Annotated in this window: 18 protein-coding genes; 8 read left to right on the top strand and 10 right to left on the bottom strand. The window is 61.0% G+C overall.

The genetic code is table 11. The features are described from left to right. The first annotated feature begins 2 nt into the window (after positions 1 to 2). From ACFVHU_RS05615 to ACFVHU_RS05605, 3 genes are all read left to right on the top strand, one after another. Complete coding sequence (locus ACFVHU_RS05615) at positions 3 to 584, top strand: nucleotide exchange factor GrpE (protein ID WP_105657000.1); 582 nt, start codon at positions 3 to 5, stop codon at positions 582 to 584. 85 nt (positions 585 to 669) lie between these two features. Further along, positions 670 to 1,644: a DnaJ C-terminal domain-containing protein gene (locus ACFVHU_RS05610; protein ID WP_105656999.1), complete on the top strand. Its 975-nt coding sequence runs from the start codon at positions 670 to 672 to the stop codon at positions 1,642 to 1,644. A 113-nt stretch (positions 1,645 to 1,757) separates the two neighbouring features. Then, a complete protein-coding gene (locus ACFVHU_RS05605; protein ID WP_105656998.1) occupies positions 1,758 to 2,186 on the top strand; it encodes a heat shock protein transcriptional repressor HspR in 429 nt (142 codons plus the stop codon). Here ACFVHU_RS05605 and ACFVHU_RS05600 read toward each other — a convergent pair. After that, the gene (locus tag ACFVHU_RS05600; protein ID WP_105657088.1) at positions 2,183 to 2,809 is read right to left on the bottom strand and encodes a GNAT family N-acetyltransferase; all 627 of its coding nucleotides are present in this window, start codon (positions 2,807 to 2,809) and stop codon (positions 2,183 to 2,185) included. The two genes, ACFVHU_RS05605 and ACFVHU_RS05600, sit on opposite strands and share 4 nt — an antisense overlap. A 50-nt stretch (positions 2,810 to 2,859) precedes the next feature. Then, entirely contained in the window at positions 2,860 to 3,717 is an 858-nt protein-coding gene (trmB, locus tag ACFVHU_RS05595) for a tRNA (guanosine(46)-N7)-methyltransferase TrmB (RefSeq protein ID WP_133833561.1), read from the bottom strand. A 126-nt stretch (positions 3,718 to 3,843) separates the two neighbouring features. Here trmB and ACFVHU_RS05590 point away from each other — a divergent pair, with 126 nt between their 5' ends. After that, complete coding sequence (locus tag ACFVHU_RS05590) at positions 3,844 to 4,254, top strand: YccF domain-containing protein (protein ID WP_105656996.1); 411 nt, start codon at positions 3,844 to 3,846, stop codon at positions 4,252 to 4,254. Between the two features lie 73 nt (positions 4,255 to 4,327). On the opposite strand, the gene ACFVHU_RS05585 is transcribed toward ACFVHU_RS05590, so the two are convergent. The 3 genes from ACFVHU_RS05585 to ACFVHU_RS05575 all read right to left on the bottom strand — a co-directional run bounded on the left by ACFVHU_RS05585 (position 4,328) and on the right by ACFVHU_RS05575 (position 6,813). Beyond that, entirely contained in the window at positions 4,328 to 5,512 is a 1,185-nt protein-coding gene (locus ACFVHU_RS05585) for a TerC family protein (protein ID WP_105656995.1), read from the bottom strand. Between the two features lie 308 nt (positions 5,513 to 5,820). Beyond that, complete coding sequence (locus tag ACFVHU_RS05580; RefSeq protein WP_133833562.1) at positions 5,821 to 6,288, bottom strand: N-acetyltransferase; 468 nt, start codon at positions 6,286 to 6,288, stop codon at positions 5,821 to 5,823. A gap of 30 nt (positions 6,289 to 6,318) precedes the next feature. Next, complete coding sequence (locus tag ACFVHU_RS05575; RefSeq protein WP_133833563.1) at positions 6,319 to 6,813, bottom strand: DinB family protein; 495 nt, start codon at positions 6,811 to 6,813, stop codon at positions 6,319 to 6,321. Between the two features lie 170 nt (positions 6,814 to 6,983). Here ACFVHU_RS05575 and clpB point away from each other — a divergent pair, with 170 nt between their 5' ends. After that, positions 6,984 to 9,572 (top strand): ATP-dependent chaperone ClpB, encoded by a 2,589-nt coding sequence (gene clpB, locus ACFVHU_RS05570; protein WP_133833564.1) that lies wholly within the window; start codon positions 6,984 to 6,986, stop codon positions 9,570 to 9,572. 73 nt (positions 9,573 to 9,645) lie between these two features. Here the strand turns inward: clpB and ACFVHU_RS05565 are convergent, their stop codons facing one another. Next, positions 9,646 to 10,287: a septum formation family protein gene (locus tag ACFVHU_RS05565; RefSeq protein ID WP_133833565.1), complete on the bottom strand. Its 642-nt coding sequence runs from the start codon at positions 10,285 to 10,287 to the stop codon at positions 9,646 to 9,648. A 222-nt stretch (positions 10,288 to 10,509) separates the two neighbouring features. Here ACFVHU_RS05565 and ACFVHU_RS05560 point away from each other — a divergent pair, with 222 nt between their 5' ends. Next, complete coding sequence (locus ACFVHU_RS05560) at positions 10,510 to 10,728, top strand: DUF3073 domain-containing protein (protein ID WP_105657086.1); 219 nt, start codon at positions 10,510 to 10,512, stop codon at positions 10,726 to 10,728. Positions 10,729 to 10,919: 191 nt separating this feature from the next. After that, positions 10,920 to 11,810 (top strand): Sir2 family NAD-dependent protein deacetylase, encoded by an 891-nt coding sequence (locus ACFVHU_RS05555; RefSeq protein ID WP_133833708.1) that lies wholly within the window; start codon positions 10,920 to 10,922, stop codon positions 11,808 to 11,810. A gap of 245 nt (positions 11,811 to 12,055) precedes the next feature. On the opposite strand, the gene purM is transcribed toward ACFVHU_RS05555, so the two are convergent. From purM to ACFVHU_RS05535, 4 genes are all read right to left on the bottom strand, one after another. Then, complete coding sequence (purM, locus tag ACFVHU_RS05550) at positions 12,056 to 13,198, bottom strand: phosphoribosylformylglycinamidine cyclo-ligase (RefSeq protein ID WP_133833566.1); 1,143 nt, start codon at positions 13,196 to 13,198, stop codon at positions 12,056 to 12,058. Positions 13,199 to 13,277: 79 nt separating this feature from the next. Further along, the gene (gene purF / locus ACFVHU_RS05545) at positions 13,278 to 14,801 is read right to left on the bottom strand and encodes an amidophosphoribosyltransferase (protein WP_105656990.1); all 1,524 of its coding nucleotides are present in this window, start codon (positions 14,799 to 14,801) and stop codon (positions 13,278 to 13,280) included. Positions 14,802 to 14,906: 105 nt separating this feature from the next. Beyond that, positions 14,907 to 15,233, bottom strand: a complete 327-nt coding sequence (locus tag ACFVHU_RS05540; RefSeq protein ID WP_105656989.1) for a hypothetical protein — start codon at positions 15,231 to 15,233, stop codon at positions 14,907 to 14,909. Between the two features lie 4 nt (positions 15,234 to 15,237). Then, positions 15,238 to 15,618: a sterol carrier family protein gene (locus ACFVHU_RS05535; RefSeq protein WP_105656988.1), complete on the bottom strand. Its 381-nt coding sequence runs from the start codon at positions 15,616 to 15,618 to the stop codon at positions 15,238 to 15,240. A 302-nt stretch (positions 15,619 to 15,920) separates the two neighbouring features. Between ACFVHU_RS05535 and purD the strand changes: the two genes are divergently transcribed. Then, the gene (gene purD / locus ACFVHU_RS05530; RefSeq protein ID WP_388022909.1) at positions 15,921 to 17,207 is read left to right on the top strand and encodes a phosphoribosylamine--glycine ligase; all 1,287 of its coding nucleotides are present in this window, start codon (positions 15,921 to 15,923) and stop codon (positions 17,205 to 17,207) included. The last annotated feature ends 7 nt before the right edge of the window (positions 17,208 to 17,214 follow it).

Raw genomic sequence — 17,214 nt, 5'->3', positions numbered from 1 at the left:
ATATGTCCGAGGCAAAGGACCAGAACGAGAACTCCGGCCAGGAGCCGGAGAACCAGCCAGAGGCCGCCAACGAGCAGCCAACCGCTGACGCCCTGGGTCAGGCCGAGGCGATCCTGAACGAAGCTGCTGCTGGCGCTGAAGCCGATTCGGCGCAGCCGGAAGAGGCCGGTGCGGTGGAAACCGAACTGCGCAACGACCTGCTGCGCCTGCAGGCCGAATACGTCAACTACCGCAAGCGCGTGGAACGCGACCGGGCCGTAGCGCGTGAAAACGCCGTGCAGTCAGTGCTCAACACCCTGCTTCCGGTGCTTGACGACATCGATGCGGCGCGAGCCCACGGCGACCTCGCCGACGGCCCGTTCGCATCGATCGCCAACAAGCTGGATGGAATTCTGGCTCAGCATGGCCTGGAGCGCATCAACGAGGCCGGCGTGGAATTCGACCCGAACATCCACGAAGCCCTGCTTCGCCAGGCTGTTGACGAGATTCCAGCCGACCACGTGGGACAGGTGCTGCGCACCGGTTACCGCAAGGGAACCATCATCCTGCGTGCAGCTCAGGTGCTGGTAGCAACCGGCGAATAGCCACGAATAGCACAATCGATACTGCCCACTGCCGAGTCTTCGACAGTGGGCAGTGTCGAATTGGCACTGAAAGGATGGGGCCCTGATGGCAAGTCAGGACTGGATCGAAAAAGACTTTTACGCCATTCTGGGCGTCTCCAAGGACGCCAGCGAGGCGGACATCAAGAAGGCGTACCGCAAGCTTGCGCGCAAGTACCACCCGGATACCAACCAGGGTGATGCGGCCGCTGAAAAGAAATTCAAGGACATCTCCGAAGCCAACTCGGTGCTTTCGGACAAGGAAGAGCGCGAGCAGTACGACGCGATCCGCGCCATGGGCGGCGGAGCGCGATTCTCTGCTGGTGGCGGACCGGGCGGCCCCGGCGGGCAAGCCGGCTTCGAGGACATCTTCTCCAACCTCTTCGGAGGCGGCGGAGCGGGCCCACGTGGCCGCGGCGGGCAGCCGGACTTCTCCGACCTCTTCGGTGGTGGCGGCGGTTTCGGTGGCGGCGGCTTCGGCCAGAGCGCACCACCGCGCAAGGGTGCTGACCGCACGGCGAGCACCACGATTTCCTTCTCCGGATCAATTAAGGGCACCACCATTGGCCTGCGCGAGCAGAATGGCGAGGTCATTGACGTGCGCATACCGGCGGGCATCAAGGATGGCCAGTCGGTGCGCGTGCGCGGCAAGGGCCAGCCTGGTGCTGCCGGCAACGGCGACCTGCTGGTCAAGGTCAAGGTCAGCGAGCACCCGTTCTTCAAGCGCGAAGAGAACAACATCCGCATCCACGTGCCGGTGACCTTCGCTGAAGCGGTGCTTGGAGCAAAGATCCACGTACCGACCCTGGACGGGGATTCCGTTGCGGTGAAGGTTCCCGCTGGATCCAACTCCGGGCGCACCTTGCGTCTGAAGGGCCGCGGCGTGAAGACCTCCAAGGCCACCGGCGATCTGCTGATCGTCCTGGATGTCGCGATTCCGCAGAACCTCTCGGATGCTGCAAAGAAGGCCGTGGAGGACTTCGCATCAGCCACCGAGGGCGAGGATCCACGAGTGGATTTGGCTGCCAAAGCCAAGCTCTGAACCCAATAGGCTGTCTTCCCTGCCCCGTCATCGAATTGGCTGGGCAGGGAAGATAGACTCGAAGGCAATAGGGACCGAATCCAAGGTCCTTGTAGAAAGGTGGTAGAAGCAACGTGAACGGGGAGTACCTGCGACCTGTCTTCGTCATTTCCGTCGCCGCGCAACTTGCAGACATGCATCCGCAGACGCTGCGCCAGTATGACCGCATTGGTTTGGTTTCGCCCAGCCGCCAGAGCGGAAAGCAACGCCGCTACTCGCAGCGCGACGTATCACTGTTGCGCCAGGTGCAGGCCCTGAGCAAGGAAGGCGTCTCGCTCGAGGGCATCAAGCGCATCCTGGACCTGCAAGATCAAGTCGCCTATCTGCAAACCGAAGTCAATGGGCTTCGCCAAGAACTTTCCGCCGTACGCCAGGGCCAATCTCGCATCTTCGCTGCGGGCACCGCTGGAGGCGACATCGTTTCGTTGGCTAGGGGCATGCGCCCTGAACGCCGTGAACCGACCGTGACGCTGTTTACCGCGCGCCGCGCTATCGGACGCTAGATCCGTCCGTGCCGGGCCAAGCGCGCTTCCAATTGGGTGCGCACGGCAGGCCATTCGTGCGGGAGTATTGAGAACATCACCGTATCGCGCAGGGTGCCGCTCTTTGGATCATATTTGTGATTGCGCAGCACGCCATCCTGCTTGGCGCCGAGCCGTGCAATCGCGGCGCGTGAAGCGGCATTGTGCCAGTGCGTGCAGAAAGCCACTGAATAGCAATCCAGTTCCTCGAAAGCCCGGCGCAGCAGCATGAACTTGGCAGCTGGATTGATCCCGGTGCCTTGGGCTGGCATGGCCAGGAACGTTGAGCCGATTTCCACGCGGTGATTTGCCGCGTCGATATTCAAGTAAGTCGTGGCCCCCACCGCTTTGCCGGTGGACAGGTCGATGATCGCAAAGGGAGCCATCTCGCCAGTTTCCTGCAATGCCAAGCGGCGCTGGATATCCAAGCGCATGGATTCGGCCGATGGAGTGGTGGCAAACCACGCTTCATCCAACTGGCCGTTGGCTGCGAGCTGGATCAGATCCGGGGCGTGGTCCATTGACAATTGTTCTAGCCGCACCCCGGCATAGTCCATTCTCGGAGCTTGGGCGTAGTGCAGACTTTGCGCAGAAGAAGAGGCCATGGAATCCATCCTATGGATTCCATGGCCTCTTCAATGCTTTATTTCGGCGACTAGCCGATGCGGGTGTACGCCAGATCGAAGACCAGACGACCAGCCTTGAGCGCCTTGCCTTCGAAGCTGGTCAGGATCCGGCGCTCGAAACGCGGGGCCCAGCCACCCTGGGCATCGGTGAATTCTGGCTCGGGGTCGAAGCCTTCCATGCCCTCGCGGCGCACCTTGGTCAGGTTGCTCTCAGTGCCGGACAGATTGCCATGATGCTGGTTCTCGAAGTCCGGATGGGCTTCGAGGACTTCGCGCATTTGCTCGGCGTAGTTGGACCAGTCGGTGGCCAAGCGCAGGGTGCCTCCCGGCTTGAGCACGCGGGAGACCTTGTCCAGGAACGAGGCCTTGATCAGGCGACGCTTATGGTGGCGCGGCTTGTGCCATGGATCTGAGAAGAAGATCCAGATCTCATCGGCGCTGTTCTCGTCCAGCATGACATCCAGAACCTCTGGGGCATTGGCCTGCACTGCGCGGACGTTGGTGATGCCGAAAGACTCGACCTTCAGCATCAGCTGGGCCAGGCCCGGACGGTAGACCTCAACGGCGAGGTAGTTGCGCTCGGGATCATCCTTGGCGGCGTTGGCGATGCATTCGCCCAGGCCGGTGCCGATCTCCACGATCAGCGGTGCGGTGCGTCCGAAAGCCTCGGCAGGATCGAGCTGGAAGTCATCGGCAACCGAAGTGTCGGCGATCTTGCGGGGCGGCTCAATGACGTACTGATCGGCATTGCGCTCCCAGGCGCTGGCACGGCGGCCCTGCAGGCGGTTGCCGCGGCGCACGAAGGATACCGGCTCGGCACGGAAAAGGTCTGGGTTCCTAGGGGCAGTGCCGTGGGCTGGGCGCTGCTGCTCGCTCGATTCGCTCATGATGATTAATCCTATCCGAGCAAGCTGCTTCGATGCTTGCCGAACGGTAGGGGATTGGACACCCCTAGAAGAAAATCGGGGGGATCCCCGATGGAGTAAAACAGGCAAAAGACAGAGAATATAACCATGACTGATTTAGTGCGCGGTATTCTCAACATTATTTGGCTGCTTTTCGGCGGCCTGTGGCTGGCCTTGGGCTACGTGTTGGCAGGCATCATCTGCTGCGTGCTGATCGTGACCATTCCATTCGGCATCGCCTCGTTCCGCATTGCCGGCTATGCGCTGTGGCCGTTTGGCCGCACCGTGGTCGACAACGGCCCGGTAGGCGCGTTCTCCACCCTGGGCAACATCATCTGGATCATTTTTGCTGGTATCTGGATTGCCGTTGGGCACGTGGTAACCGCGATCCCGATGTTCATTTCGATTATCGGCATCCCGCTGGGGATCGCAAACTTGAAGATGATCCCGGTTTCCCTGATGCCTCTGGGCAAGGTCATTGTGCCTTCGGACTATTTCATCGGCGGTGTTCGCCGCTAGGCTGCGCCAAGACAGCGAATGGCTGCCAACCCTTGATGGGGTTGGCAGCCATTCGCTTTATGTACGAACCTGATCAGCTCTTGAGGTACTCATCGTGCTGGCGGTGCGCTTCGGCGACCTCGACACGGATCTTGTCCACGTCCTTGGCCTTGTCGCGGTACTTCTTTTCCATGGTTTTCACATACGCTTCTTCCTCCACCAAGGCGCGGTAGATGCGTTCGCGTTCGACCGCGTCCGAGGTGTAGCTCAGGTCGTTGTAGCTGTTGGCATGGCGGCGCAGGTTGCCGATGGCAGTCTGGGCCTTGCCTGCCTTGCTGAACAGCGAAGCGAGAATTGTCAGCACCAGGACACCGATAATGACGCTCAGCGACAGGCCGGTGCTGATTTCAATGACCATCACGTGCTCACCATCATTGATGAATGGCAAGTTGTTCTCGTGCAGTGCATGCAGGATCAGCTTCACGCCGATGAATGCCAGGATTGCTGCCAACCCGTAGGACAGGTAGATCAAGCGGTCCAGCAATCCGTCGAGCAGGAAGTAGAGCTGGCGCAGTCCCATGAGCGAGAAGGCGGTAGCCGTGAACACGATGTAGACGTTCTGGGTGAGTCCGAAGATCGCAGGGATGGAATCCAGAGCGAAGAGAATATCGGTACCGCCGATGGCCACCATGACCAGCAGCATCGGAGTCAGGACCTTCTTGCCATCGATCTTGGTGAACAGCTTGTCGCCGTCATAGTTGTCGGTAGTGTGGAATAGCTTCTTGGCGATCCGGATGATGAAGTTGTTGGCCTCATCGGATTCGTCATCCTTCTTCAGCAGGTTGCCTGCGGTCAACAGCAGGATCAGGCCGAACAGGTAGAAGACCCAAGCGAACTGGTTGATCAGCGCCGCGCCGACAAAGATGAAGGCGGTACGTGCGATCAGCGAGAAGACGATGCCGAAGAGCAGGACTTTCTGCTGGTCTTCGCGGGGTACGCGGAAGCTGGCGATGATAATCAGGAAGACGAACAGGTTGTCGACCGACAGGGCCTTCTCGGTAATGTAGCCGGCAAAGTACTCGGCACCCATGTCGATTCCGCCGAAGACCAGCACCAGCACACCGAAAACGAGGGCCAAGCCAACATAGATGCTGGACCAGATGGCTGCTTCACGCAGCGATGGAACGTGGGCCTTGCGGATGTGGAAGAAATAGTCGAAGGCCAGAAGGGCGAGAATCACGACAATCGTGATGCCCCAAATCATAGGGGAAACTCCCATAGGGATTCCTGCTTTCGTAAGTAGCGCGCGAACGCATCTGAGTAAGTCTCTTCACCGACCCCGGGGCTGGCCGCAAAACCCGGCAGGACCATGAAGTCCTGCGTATTGACGGATTCAACGATTATGAATACTCCCTTACGTTCTACCAGCTTATCCTGATGCGATGCTTCTGGAAAAATCTTGGTCCGTGGATGTCATGATGATCTGTAATGTACTTTGTCTTTGTGCAGTTGGGTAGGCGTCAATAGCAATTCGAAGAATGCACTTTGCTTGGAGCAACGTGGGCTAGGGGCAGGAACTAGGCGCTGCTAGAGCGACTTGTGCATCTTGATGCTGGTGGTTTCATATCCAAGCGATTCATAGAGGCCGCGAGCGCTCTGGTTGAATCCGAACACATTCAGCCCCAGGGTACGTGCGCCGTGGGCACGGGCGTATTCTTCGGCCAAATTCATGGCCTGGCGTCCGAACCCCTTGCCGCGGTGCCCGGGGTCGACAACTATGTCCCAAACCCACCATGAAGCCGGATCGCCTGAGGTGTCGTGGCCGATCCAGACATAGCCCACATCGCCGAAAATGCCATGCTCCAGGGTGAATACCGCATTGGTGCAACTTGGCAATCCGGTGGGAAAGGCCCGGGTCATGGCCCGGTCTGCATCTTCCTGCGCCTTGTGCTGGGAACTGCCAGCGGCAACAAGGTCCGATACGTACTCGGCGGTACTTCGTGCCATCCACGAATGGAATTCTTCAGCGGGAAGCGGGTGGAGTTCTAATGGCATGCCCGGAGTCTACCGGTTGAGGGCGGCACGCTATTTCCGCGCGGCCAGGATTTGTTCACGCAGGATATCTGCGTGTCCGCAATGCTGTGCCAGTTCACGCAGCATATGCAGCTGGATCCAGCGCAGCGGCAGCGGTCCACGCCGGTTGCCTGAGAAGACGTCATCTCCTGTTTTGCCTTCGACTGCTTGATGCGACAGTTCGATGGCTTGGGCATATTCGTGCCGAATCGAATCGATGGTGTCGGAAGCCTCCAAGTCGAATGATTTGCTGGGCGAAGAGGCAATGCCCAGCTCTGCACGGCTCCGGCCGGTGGCTGCTTCACCGAACCAGACCCGTTCCACGAAGATCGCATGTTTCACCAGCCCGAGCAGCGTGGTCTTGGATTCAACCAACTTCAATCTGGCTTCGGCTTCACTCAGTCCGCCGGTGCAGGAAAGCAGCATCTGCCGGTGCTGATCGATGAAAACTTGGACCATATCATCGTGGGTCAGTGAAAAAATGTCTTTGGAATCCGGGTTGGCCATGCCTTATCTTAAGTCGGCAAATCGTCAGTGACAAGGTATTTTGCCTCTGGGGCAAGTGAAATGGAAAATCTTTCGAAAATCTTGCTCTAGCTGGAATACGAAGAGTGCGAGTAGAGTTGAGTTAAGTACACTCAAGTTTATGGGTTCACCCAATTAGAGAAAGGATGCGCGTGGACACCAAACTCACCACTAAGAGCCAAGAAGCCCTCTCGGCTTCCGGGATGAACGCTTCAACCGCAGGCAATCCGCAGATTGAACCTGCGCACCTGCTGAAGGCCTTGCTGGACCAGCGCGACTCCGTCGCAGTCGCCCTCCTGAAGACCGCCGGATTGGATGTCGACGCGCTTTCGGTCAAGGCAAGCGCTGTCATCAACGCATTGCCTTCCAGCTCCGGCAGTTCAGTGGCCCAAGCCCAGTACTCCCGACAGGTGCTGCAGGTTGTGAGCAACGCCCAAGCGGCTGCCGCAGAAATGGGGGACACCTACGTCTCCACCGAGCACCTGCTTATCGCCTTGGCATCAGACCAGACCAAGGCCGGCGACGCGTTGCGCGAATTCGGGGCCACCCGCGAACTGCTGGTGGGCACCTTGCCCACCATCCGCGGCGACCGCAAGGTCGATAATCCGGATCCGGAGGCCACCTTCCAGTCCCTGGAGAAGTTCGGCACCGACATGACCGCCCTGGCGCGCTCGGGCAAGCTGGATCCAGTCATCGGCCGCGACCGCGAGATCCGCCGCGTGGTCCAGGTGCTCTCCCGCCGAACCAAGAACAACCCGGTGCTGATCGGCGAGCCAGGCGTTGGCAAAACCGCTGTCGTTGAGGGGCTTGCCCAGCGCATGATCGCGGGCGACGTGCCGGAATCCCTGCGTGGCAAGACCCTGATCTCGCTGGATCTGGGCGCCATGGTCGCCGGCGCCAAGTACCGTGGCGAATTCGAAGAGCGGCTGAAGTCGGTATTGGAAGAGATCAAGGCTTCGGACGGCCAGATTGTCACCTTCATTGACGAGATCCACACCGTGGTCGGCGCCGGAGCCTCCGAAGGCGCCATGGACGCGGGGAACATGCTCAAGCCAATGCTCGCCCGCGGCGAGTTGCGCTTGATTGGTGCTACTACCTTGGACGAGTACCGCGAGAACATCGAGAAGGATCCCGCCCTGGAACGCCGCTTCGCACAGGTGTATGTCGGTGAGCCCAGCGTGGATGACACCATTGCCATCCTGCGTGGGTTGAAGGAGCGCTACGAGGCGCACCACAAGGTTTCCATTGCGGACTCCGCCTTGGTGGCAGCATCCACGCTGTCCAACAGGTACATCTCCGGCCGCCAGCTGCCAGACAAGGCCATCGACCTGGTCGATGAGGCCGCTAGCCGCCTGCGCATGGAGATCGACTCGGCTCCGGAGGAAATCGATGAGCTGCGCCGCGAGGTGGACCGGCTGACCATGGAGGAGCTGGCGCTGTCCGATGAAACGGATCCAGCTTCGGTGGAACGCCTGGATGCGCTGCGCAAGGACATGGCCGACAAGAAGGAACAGCTGGACGCGCTGAACTCCCAGTGGGAAGCCGAGAAGGCTGGCTTGAACCGCGTCGGCGACCTGAAGGTCAGGCTCGACGAATTACGCAGCCAGGCCGACAAGGCCCAGCGCGAGGGCGACCTGGAGCAGGCCTCTCGCCTGCTCTACGGGGAGATCCCAACGCTGCAGCAGGAACTGGATGCGGCGGCAGCTGCCGAAGCCGATAAGGCCGATACGCACACCATGGTTGCCGAGGAAGTCACCGCGGATGACATTGCAGAAGTCATCTCGGCGTGGACCGGTATTCCGGCCGGGCGCATGCTGCAGGGCGAAAGCCAGAAGTTGCTGGATATGGAAGAAATCATCGGGCAGCGCCTGATGGGGCAGAAGCAGGCTATTGCCGCTGTCTCTGACGCCGTTCGCCGTACCCGCGCCGGCATTGCCGACCCGAACCGGCCTACCGGATCCTTCCTGTTCCTGGGTCCTACCGGTGTCGGCAAGACCGAGTTGGCCAAGTCCCTGGCTGACTTCCTCTTCGATGATCCACGGGCGATGGTGCGGATCGACATGTCCGAATACTCGGAGAAGCATGCGGTTTCGCGCCTGGTCGGTGCCCCTCCGGGCTACGTAGGGTATGAAGAGGGCGGGCAGCTGACCGAAGCTGTGCGCCGCCGCCCGTACTCGGTGATTCTGCTGGACGAGGTGGAAAAGGCGCATCCGGAAGTATTCGATATCCTGCTGCAGGTGCTCGATGACGGGCGGCTGACCGATGGCCAAGGCCGCACCGTGGACTTCAGGAATACCATTCTGATCCTCACCTCGAATCTGGGTTCCCAGTTCCTGGTGGACCAGAGCATGGAAGACGAGGCCAAGAAGTCAGCGGTGATGAGCGTGGTCAATGCATCGTTCAAGCCGGAGTTCTTGAACCGTCTCGATGAGGTCATCCTCTTCGACCCATTGAGCATCGAAGAGCTGGGCAGCATCGTCAAGCTGCAGATCGACCTGCTCGCACAGCGCTTGGCCGACCGCCGCTTGAACCTGGAGGTGGATCAGGCCGCCAGCGATTGGCTGGCCCTGACCGGTTACGATCCTGCCTACGGCGCTCGTCCGCTGCGCCGCCTGGTGCAGCGCGAGATCGGAGACCGGCTGGCCAAGGAGATCCTGGCTGGAACGGTGCAGGACGGGGATACTGTAGGGGTCACCCTGGACGAAGTTGGCGACAAGCTCAAAGTTGCCAAGAAGGCCTAGGAGCCTGGCAATGGCGAGGGCGTGAACGGATGGAATCCCGTTCATGCCCTCGCCATTTTTCCTGAACGCAGACTTAGCTGTCGGTGGTCTCCTGTGCCTTGGACGGCTCCTCTTCGGAGTTCTCCGATTCTCCATCCGTAGAGCCCTCTGGCAGCAATGAGTTGCGGACGTCGCCCTCGGACAGGCTCAGGAAGCACGAAACGGTGCGGTCGCCCTGGCCCCAGGTGCTCTCCGAGGGACGCGAGAAGTGATAGGTCCAGGTGGAGTCCAGCCCTGCACGAGGATCCAGTGACACCGATTTGCACAGGTCTTCGGATTGGGTGAGCAGCACGTTGGCTCCCGGGTACTCCTCGCCAGTGACCTGGAAGATGCCGATCAGTTGGGCATTGTGGGAGGAATCACAGGTTACGACCGTCTGCGGATCCAGTGGTGAATTGAATCCGCGCAGGCAGTCGCCTTGCTCCAACTGGGTTGGAGGCATCTCGGTGGCAACAATGCCGTCGAGGCCTGGATTCTCGTTGCGCTCCACGTTGTTCGCAGTTGGCGAAGCAGGGGGATCCACTAGTCTCAACACCACGAAAACCACTGCCGCGGCCAGTGCGAGAACGGCGACAATCATCAAGGCCCATTGGGCACTTTGACGCTTGGGCTTCTCCGGTTCTGGCTGCAATGGCGGCAAAGCCGCCTGCGGCTCGGGCAGATTGTTTTCCACCACCTGTTGAGCTCCTTCGTGGTTGGGTCGGGCGATCGCTCGCCGGCTCAATACATAGTCGTTGGACTAATCGACAGTCTAGCGGTTTCGGAGGGTGTTGCATTCAGCGCTCGCCGGTGAATCGTGTTAACCTTTAATTACGAAAGAACTGATCACATATTCGGGGGCCTTCATCTTTTCAAGGTGGACCACCTCCCGACTCTACTGAAAAGAGGGGGTCACGCCATGGGGCGCGGCCGTCAAAAGGCTAAAGCACAGCGTCAGGCGCGAGATATCAAGTACTACTCGCCGTCCACTGACCTTTCGGCACTTGAACGCGAGTTGGGCGTTCAGTCCGATCATCATGCTCAGAACACTGAGCGTAATGATTCATCGTATGACGAAGAATATTCGGAATACGACGAGCTGACTAAGAAGTACTCGGGAGATGACGAAGACGAGTAGCCTCGTCTTCTGATGCCGGGAGTCCTTGGCTCAGAGTGCCACACCTTAAGCATTGAGTGGTACAGCTCTTCAGTACATTTTGCGACAAGCCGCAGCGACTAAGCTAAATTAGCTTTTAGTCGTTGCGGCCTTTGTCGTGCCCAGTAATTGTTAGGTGGAACGTGAGCACTCCAGAAGAGCTATCCATCCAGATGGCGCATCATTCGGCCATCCGGTCGATGCAGCGCATTGTCGAGCAGCAGGCACCTGAATCCCCGGAAGCTGAAGCGCGTGCCGGGGTGCGCCAAATGCTTTCCGCTGGCGGGGTCCTGGTGGTCACCGGAGCCGGTGTTTCTACCGATTCCGGAATCCCCGACTACCGGGGACCCAACGGTTCATTGCAGCGCCACCGGCCGATGACCTATCAAGAATTCCGATTCCGTCCTGAAGCCCGGCAGCGCTATTGGGCCCGTGGCTACGTCGGCTGGCGCCATATGGACAAAGCCGAGCCTAACCACATTCACCAGCGCTTGGTGCAGTGGGAAGAGCACGGGAAACTCAGTGGAATCATTACGCAGAACGTTGACGGGCTGCACCAGCAGGCCGGATCCAAACGGGTCATTCCGGTCCATGGCGACTTGTCGATCGTCCGCTGCCTGGACTGCGGGTACAGCGAGAACCGCAATGACTTTGATCTGCGCCTGCAGGCGGCCAACGAAGGCTATTTGGAAGCCGTGGAAATCGACCCCAGCGCGGTGAACCCCGATGGGGATGTGGAGCTGCCCCAGTATCTGGTTGACCGGTTCAACATGGTGGCCTGCTTGAGCTGCGGCTCGCTGGCCCTGAAGCCTGATGTGGTGTATTTCGGCGAGAACGTTCCGGTTGAACGCAAGGAACGCATTGCGGCACTGGAAGCGGAATCCACATCGCTCTTGGTGCTGGGCTCCTCCCTTGCAGTGATGAGCGGGTACAAGATCCTGTTGAACTTCGTCAAGCGGGATTTGCCGGTGGCGCTGATTACCAACGGCCACGTCCGCGGTGAACAAAAAGCAACCTGGCGCTGGCGTGTGCCTTTGGAGCACGCCCTGAAGCAACTGGACTAGCAGGCCGGTATTTCGTCCCGCAAGGGACACCAATGAAGCGTGCCAAATGCTGCTCTGGGCACTCAGCCCGGCAGGAAGCTCGCACTGGTGCAGCACCACCGGCAGCATTGCCTGGCGCCTGGAAGCCGGGCAAGAGGGCTCCGGTCAACCCTGCATCCCCATTCGCATGGCGATGGCGTTAAAGAACCGATGCGCCGCACTGGGATCAGTGCGGCGCATCGGCAAGGAAGCGGATCCTGCGAGTACTACTTGGCGTAGTTGCCGGTCAGCAGCACTGCGCCGCCGTCAACGCCCTTGGCTCCCTGGACGTAGTCCAGTCCGGCATCGGCTGCCGCTGGATCGATATTCTCGACGCCGCCCATGACCCAAGCTCCCATGCCAGCCTTGTTCAGCAGCTCTACGGCACGATCAGCTACAGCTGGATCAACAACAGCAACCATGCCCACACCCAGGTTCAGGGTGCGCTCAAGGTCAGGCTGTGGCACGTTGCCCAGCTGGGCGATGGTGGAGAAGACTGCTGGCAGGGACCAGGTCGAGCGGTCCACACGGGCCATCAGGCCCTGGGGCAGCACGCGAGCCAGGTTGGCAGCCAGGCCCCCACCGGTGACGTGGCTGAAGCCGTGCACGCCGAAGTTCTCGCCGTCGTTCAGCTCGCCCACCAGATCCAGGCAAGCGGTGGTGTAGATGCGGGTCGGAACCAGCAGTTCCTCGCCCAAGGTCTTGCCGAACTCTGCAATTTCGCGTTCCAGCTCCCACTTGGCGTGGGCGATGACGCGGCGCACCAGCGAGTAGCCGTTGGAGTGGATGCCCGAGGACGCCATGCCGATGACGACGTCGCCGGCCCGCACGCGCTCCGGGCCCAGCAGCTGGTCAGCTTCGATGACACCGGTAGCAGCACCGGCAACATCGTATTCGTCCTCGGCTAGCAGGCCCGGGTGCTCCGCAGTTTCGCCGCCAACCAGCGCGGTGCCGGCCAGCTTGCAGCCTTCCGCGATGCCGCGCACGATATCCGCGATGCGCTCCGGGACGACCTTGCCGGTGGCGATGTAGTCGGTCATGAACAGCGGCTTGGCGCCCACCACGACAATATCGTCGACCACCATGCCGACCAGGTCCTGGCCGATGGTGTCGTGGATGTCCAGCTTCTGGGCGATGGCAACCTTGGTGCCCACCCCGTCGGTGGAGGTAGCCAGGTACGGCTTCTTGTAACCGGTCAGGAACGATACATCGAAGAGCCCGGCGAAGCCGCCGACCCCTCCGACAACGCCCGCGGTGTGGGTTGCCTTGATCGCGCCCTTCATCAACTCAACGGCACGGTCACCGGCCTCAACGTCAACGCCGGCACCGGCATAGGTGATGGAAGTTGGCTGCTGATCATTGCCGCTCATGGCAGTCGGTTCCTTTTCTGTTCTGGGCGCCGCATTTCCGGCGCCCTTTGCAACGAGATGGTTGGGATCGTGGAGGGGATTAGCTGTTGGTTTCGAACTCGGCATCAGGACCTGGCTCGCAGCCGCCCTGGTTGCTGCGCTCCAGCAGGTTCTTGCCGCGGCGCTCCTCGTTCGGCAAGGCGATCGGGTACTCGCCGGTGAAGCACGCGGTGCACAGGCGCTCGCGCGGCTGGCGGGTCGCTTCGATCATGCCGTCTTCGGAAATGTAGGCCAAGGAGTCCGCGCCGATGGAGGTCGCGATCTCAGCCACGGCAGCGCCGTTGGCGATCAGCTCGGCACGCGAGGCGAAGTCGATGCCGTAGAAGCAAGGCCACTTGACCGGAGGCGAGGAGATCTTCACATGCACCTCGGCGGCACCGGCCTCGCGCAGCATGCGCACCACCGCGCGCTGGGTGTTGCCGCGGACGATCGAATCATCCACCACCACGACGCGCTTGCCGCGCAGCACGGTTTCCAGCGCATTGAGCTTGAGCTTGATGCCCAGCTGGCGCAGGGTCTGCGATGGCTGGATGAAGGTACGGCCCACGTAGGCGTTCTTCACGAAGCCGTGGGTGAATGGAATGCCCGATTCCTCGGCGTAGCCGATGGCGGCCGGGGTGCCGGACTCCGGAACCGGGATCACGATGTCCGCGTCCGCGCTGTTCTCGCGGGCCAGCTGGCGGCCCATTTCCACGCGGGATTCGTAGACCGAGCGGCCGGCAATGGCAGCATCGGGACGAGCCAGGTAGACGTACTCGAAGACGCAGCCCTTGGGGGTGGCTTCGGCGAAGCGGGTGGAACGCACGCCGTTCTCGTCGATGGCGATCATTTCGCCGGGTTCGATTTCGCGGATGAACGAGGCGCCAACGGTAGCCAGTGCAGGCTGCTCCGAAGCAACAACCCAGCCTCGGTCCAGCCGGCCCAGGACCAGGGGGCGAACACCATGCGGGTCGCGGGCTGCGTAGAGGGTGTCCTCGTTCATGAAGACGAAGCAGAAGGCGCCTTCGATCTTCGGCAGCAGCTCCAGCGCGGTTTCTTCCAGCGACTGGCCTTCGGAACCGGCCAGCAAGGCGGTGACCAAGGCGGTGTCGGTGGTGTTGCCCTGGGCGAGTTCGCCGCGGACCTTGCCGCCTTCGGCCTGCTGCTTGGCGGAGACCATATCGGCCAGATCAGCGGAGTTGGTCAGATTGCCGTTGTGGGCCAGGGCGACGGTACCGGCCTGGGTCGGGCCCAAGGTCGGCTGCGCATTGGCCCAGTGGCTGGCACCGGTGGTCGAGTAGCGGCAGTGGCCGATAGCCAGCTGGCCGGCCATGGAGTTCAGCGTATTCTCGTCGAACACCTGGGAGACCAGGCCCATGTCCTTGTAGACGTTGATACGCGCACCGTCGCTCGTGGCAATACCAGCGGATTCCTGTCCGCGGTGCTGCAGGGCATACAGGCCGTAATAGGTGAGTTTTGCGACCTCTTCGCCAGGAGCCCAAACGCCAAAAACGCCGCATTCATCCTGCGGCCCCTTTTCGTTTGGAAGCAGGTCGTGATTTAAGAATCCATCGCCACGCGCCATGTTGGTTATTCTCTCATGTTCCAGTTGGTCGACACCGACCAAAAATGTGGTGGGTGGCGGCCAGGTGCGCGGCCGCCTGCTCTTCTAATTCAGGAGAAAAGCTGCCTAGCCTTGTAGTCCGCTGGAGTCAGTGTCCTCGGCCAGAGGAACTGCCAGATGCTTGGTGGTTTTGCGTGAGGTCACGCGATCAACAATCACATACGCCAATGCGCCGATGCCTACGCCCAGGCCTGCACCGAATATGGCGAAGAATCCGGACGCCGAGGTGCGGGTGTAATCCTGCGATGGTTCGCCAAGCAGGCCAATGATGAGACCGGCTAGCGCGCCAAGGACCGCGAAAGTCAAAATGAACGGCCAGAACTTGGGCGACGAGTGAATATGCACTTCAACACTCTGATCGGCAGAAGACGGGGTAGCGGGGTGTTGCTCCATACCCTTAAGGGTACTCAATAAGTGGTAGGTGCGCTGACAAGTCTGCCCTAAGTCCCGAAGCATGCAATTGCCCAGTCTGCAAGGCCTCGGCCCAGCCGATACGCCCAGTAGCAAGGGAAAGCCAGAGCTCAGCAGGCATTTCGACTACATTCGGAGGTGTTCCGCGGGTGTGCCGGGGACCCGCTATGCACTGAGTCACACCGAAGGGCGGAACGCGTACCTCGACCGAGTTGCCCTCGGCGCGGGAGGCCAGCTCCTCCAGCGAAAAGCGCACCGCGGTGGCGAGCACCGGGCGGGCTATTTTTCCTTGTCCCTGCGTGGTTCCGGACCATTCGCGCAGGGCCGCTCGGCCAGCGGTTTCATCAACGCGCCGTTTGATTGCCATGGGTCGATTCCACTTTCTCTCAATGACGGAGAAACGTCATATTTGCGTGCGCTGGGCATCTACTGTGGATCTGGAAAACCGAGAAATCCAGCCATGCCAACTCTAGTTCAGCCAACGCAGCGCCGGTTGGATGCCGGCATGATGCTGTGCCGAAGACTTCCAGGGGGCGCTTTGGGCTTGCTGGCGCCGAATTCGCCCCTCGGCCCGGTGCCAGGCGGGCGGCCAGATGGACGGGGCCTGCGGCTAATGCCTGCGCGTCATAGACGCGGTTGACCCGCTGGATCTCCGGTAAACTCGACCGGGTGAAGGTACTGGTTATTGGCCCAGGCGGCCGTGAGCATGCAATTGTCCGTGCACTGAGTGCAGACCCCTACGTCAACGAAGTTCATTGCGCCCCCGGCAACGCCGGTATCGCACAGGACGTCACTACCCACGCGATCGATGCGCAGGATCCTGCCGCAGTCGTCGCGCTCGCCCGGGAACTGGGCAGCGATCTGGTGGTCGTCGGCCCCGAAGCGCCGCTGGCTTCCGGTGTTTCCGATGCGCTGATCGCAGCGCAGATCCCGGTCTTCGGCCCGACCCAGGCTGCCGCGCAGCTCGAAGCGTCCAAGGCTTTTGCCAAGAACGTCATGGCTGCCGCTGAGGTTCCCACCGCCATGGCCCATGTGGCCACCAACCGCGAGGAAGCCGCCAGTGCGCTGGATGACTTCGGTGCGCCGTACGTGGTCAAGGACGATGGCCTGGCCGCCGGCAAGGGCGTCGTGGTCACCGGCGATCGCGACGAAGCGCTGGAGCACGCAGAAGCCTGTTTTGCCGCCGGCGGAACCGTAGTGATCGAACAATTCCTCGATGGCCCAGAAGTTTCCCTGTTTGTCATCTGCGATGGCAAGCATGCTGTTCCGCTGGCCCCGGCACAGGACTTCAAGCGCATCTTCGATAACGACGAAGGCCCGAACACCGGTGGCATGGGTGCCTACTCGCCGCTGGAATGGCTGCCTGAGAGCTTCGTCGACGAGGTCATGGACCGCGTCGCCTACCCGACCCTGCGCGAAATGGAAAAGCGCGGCACCCCGTTCACCGGCGTGCTGTACTGCGGCTTGGCGATCACCAAGCGCGGCATCCGCGTCATCGAGTTCAATGCCCGCTTCGGCGACCCGGAAACCCAGGCTGTCCTTGCCCGGCTGAAGACTCCGCTGGGCGGTGTGCTGCTGGCTGCCGCCAAGGGCCGGCTCGATGATGCCGAGCAGCTGACCTGGTCCGCGCAGACCGCAGTTGATGTGGTCATCGCCGCCGAGAACTACCCGGACACCCCGGTCAAGGGAGCGGTGATCTCCGGGCTGGAGGCAGCCAACGGAATTGACGGCGTGCACGTGATGCATGCCGGAACTTCCGCGGATGCTGAAGGGAACATCATTGTTTCCGGTGGCCGCGTACTGGCCGTGGTGGGCCTGGGCGATGACCTCGCCGCGGCCCGCGCCGCAGCGTACGCCGGGGTTGCCGAGATCAGCTGGGACGGTGCCCAGTCGCGCACCGACATTGCGTTGAAGGCCGAACGCGGCGAAATCGCCATCGCCAACGAAAGCAAGTAGAGGACTA

The sequence above is a fragment of the Glutamicibacter sp. NPDC127525 genome (assembly GCF_042672105.1).
Lineage (GTDB): Bacteria > Actinomycetota > Actinomycetes > Actinomycetales > Micrococcaceae > Glutamicibacter.
The sequence above is the reverse complement of the archived record's forward strand: the minus strand, read 5'-3'. Positions and strand labels throughout refer to the sequence as shown.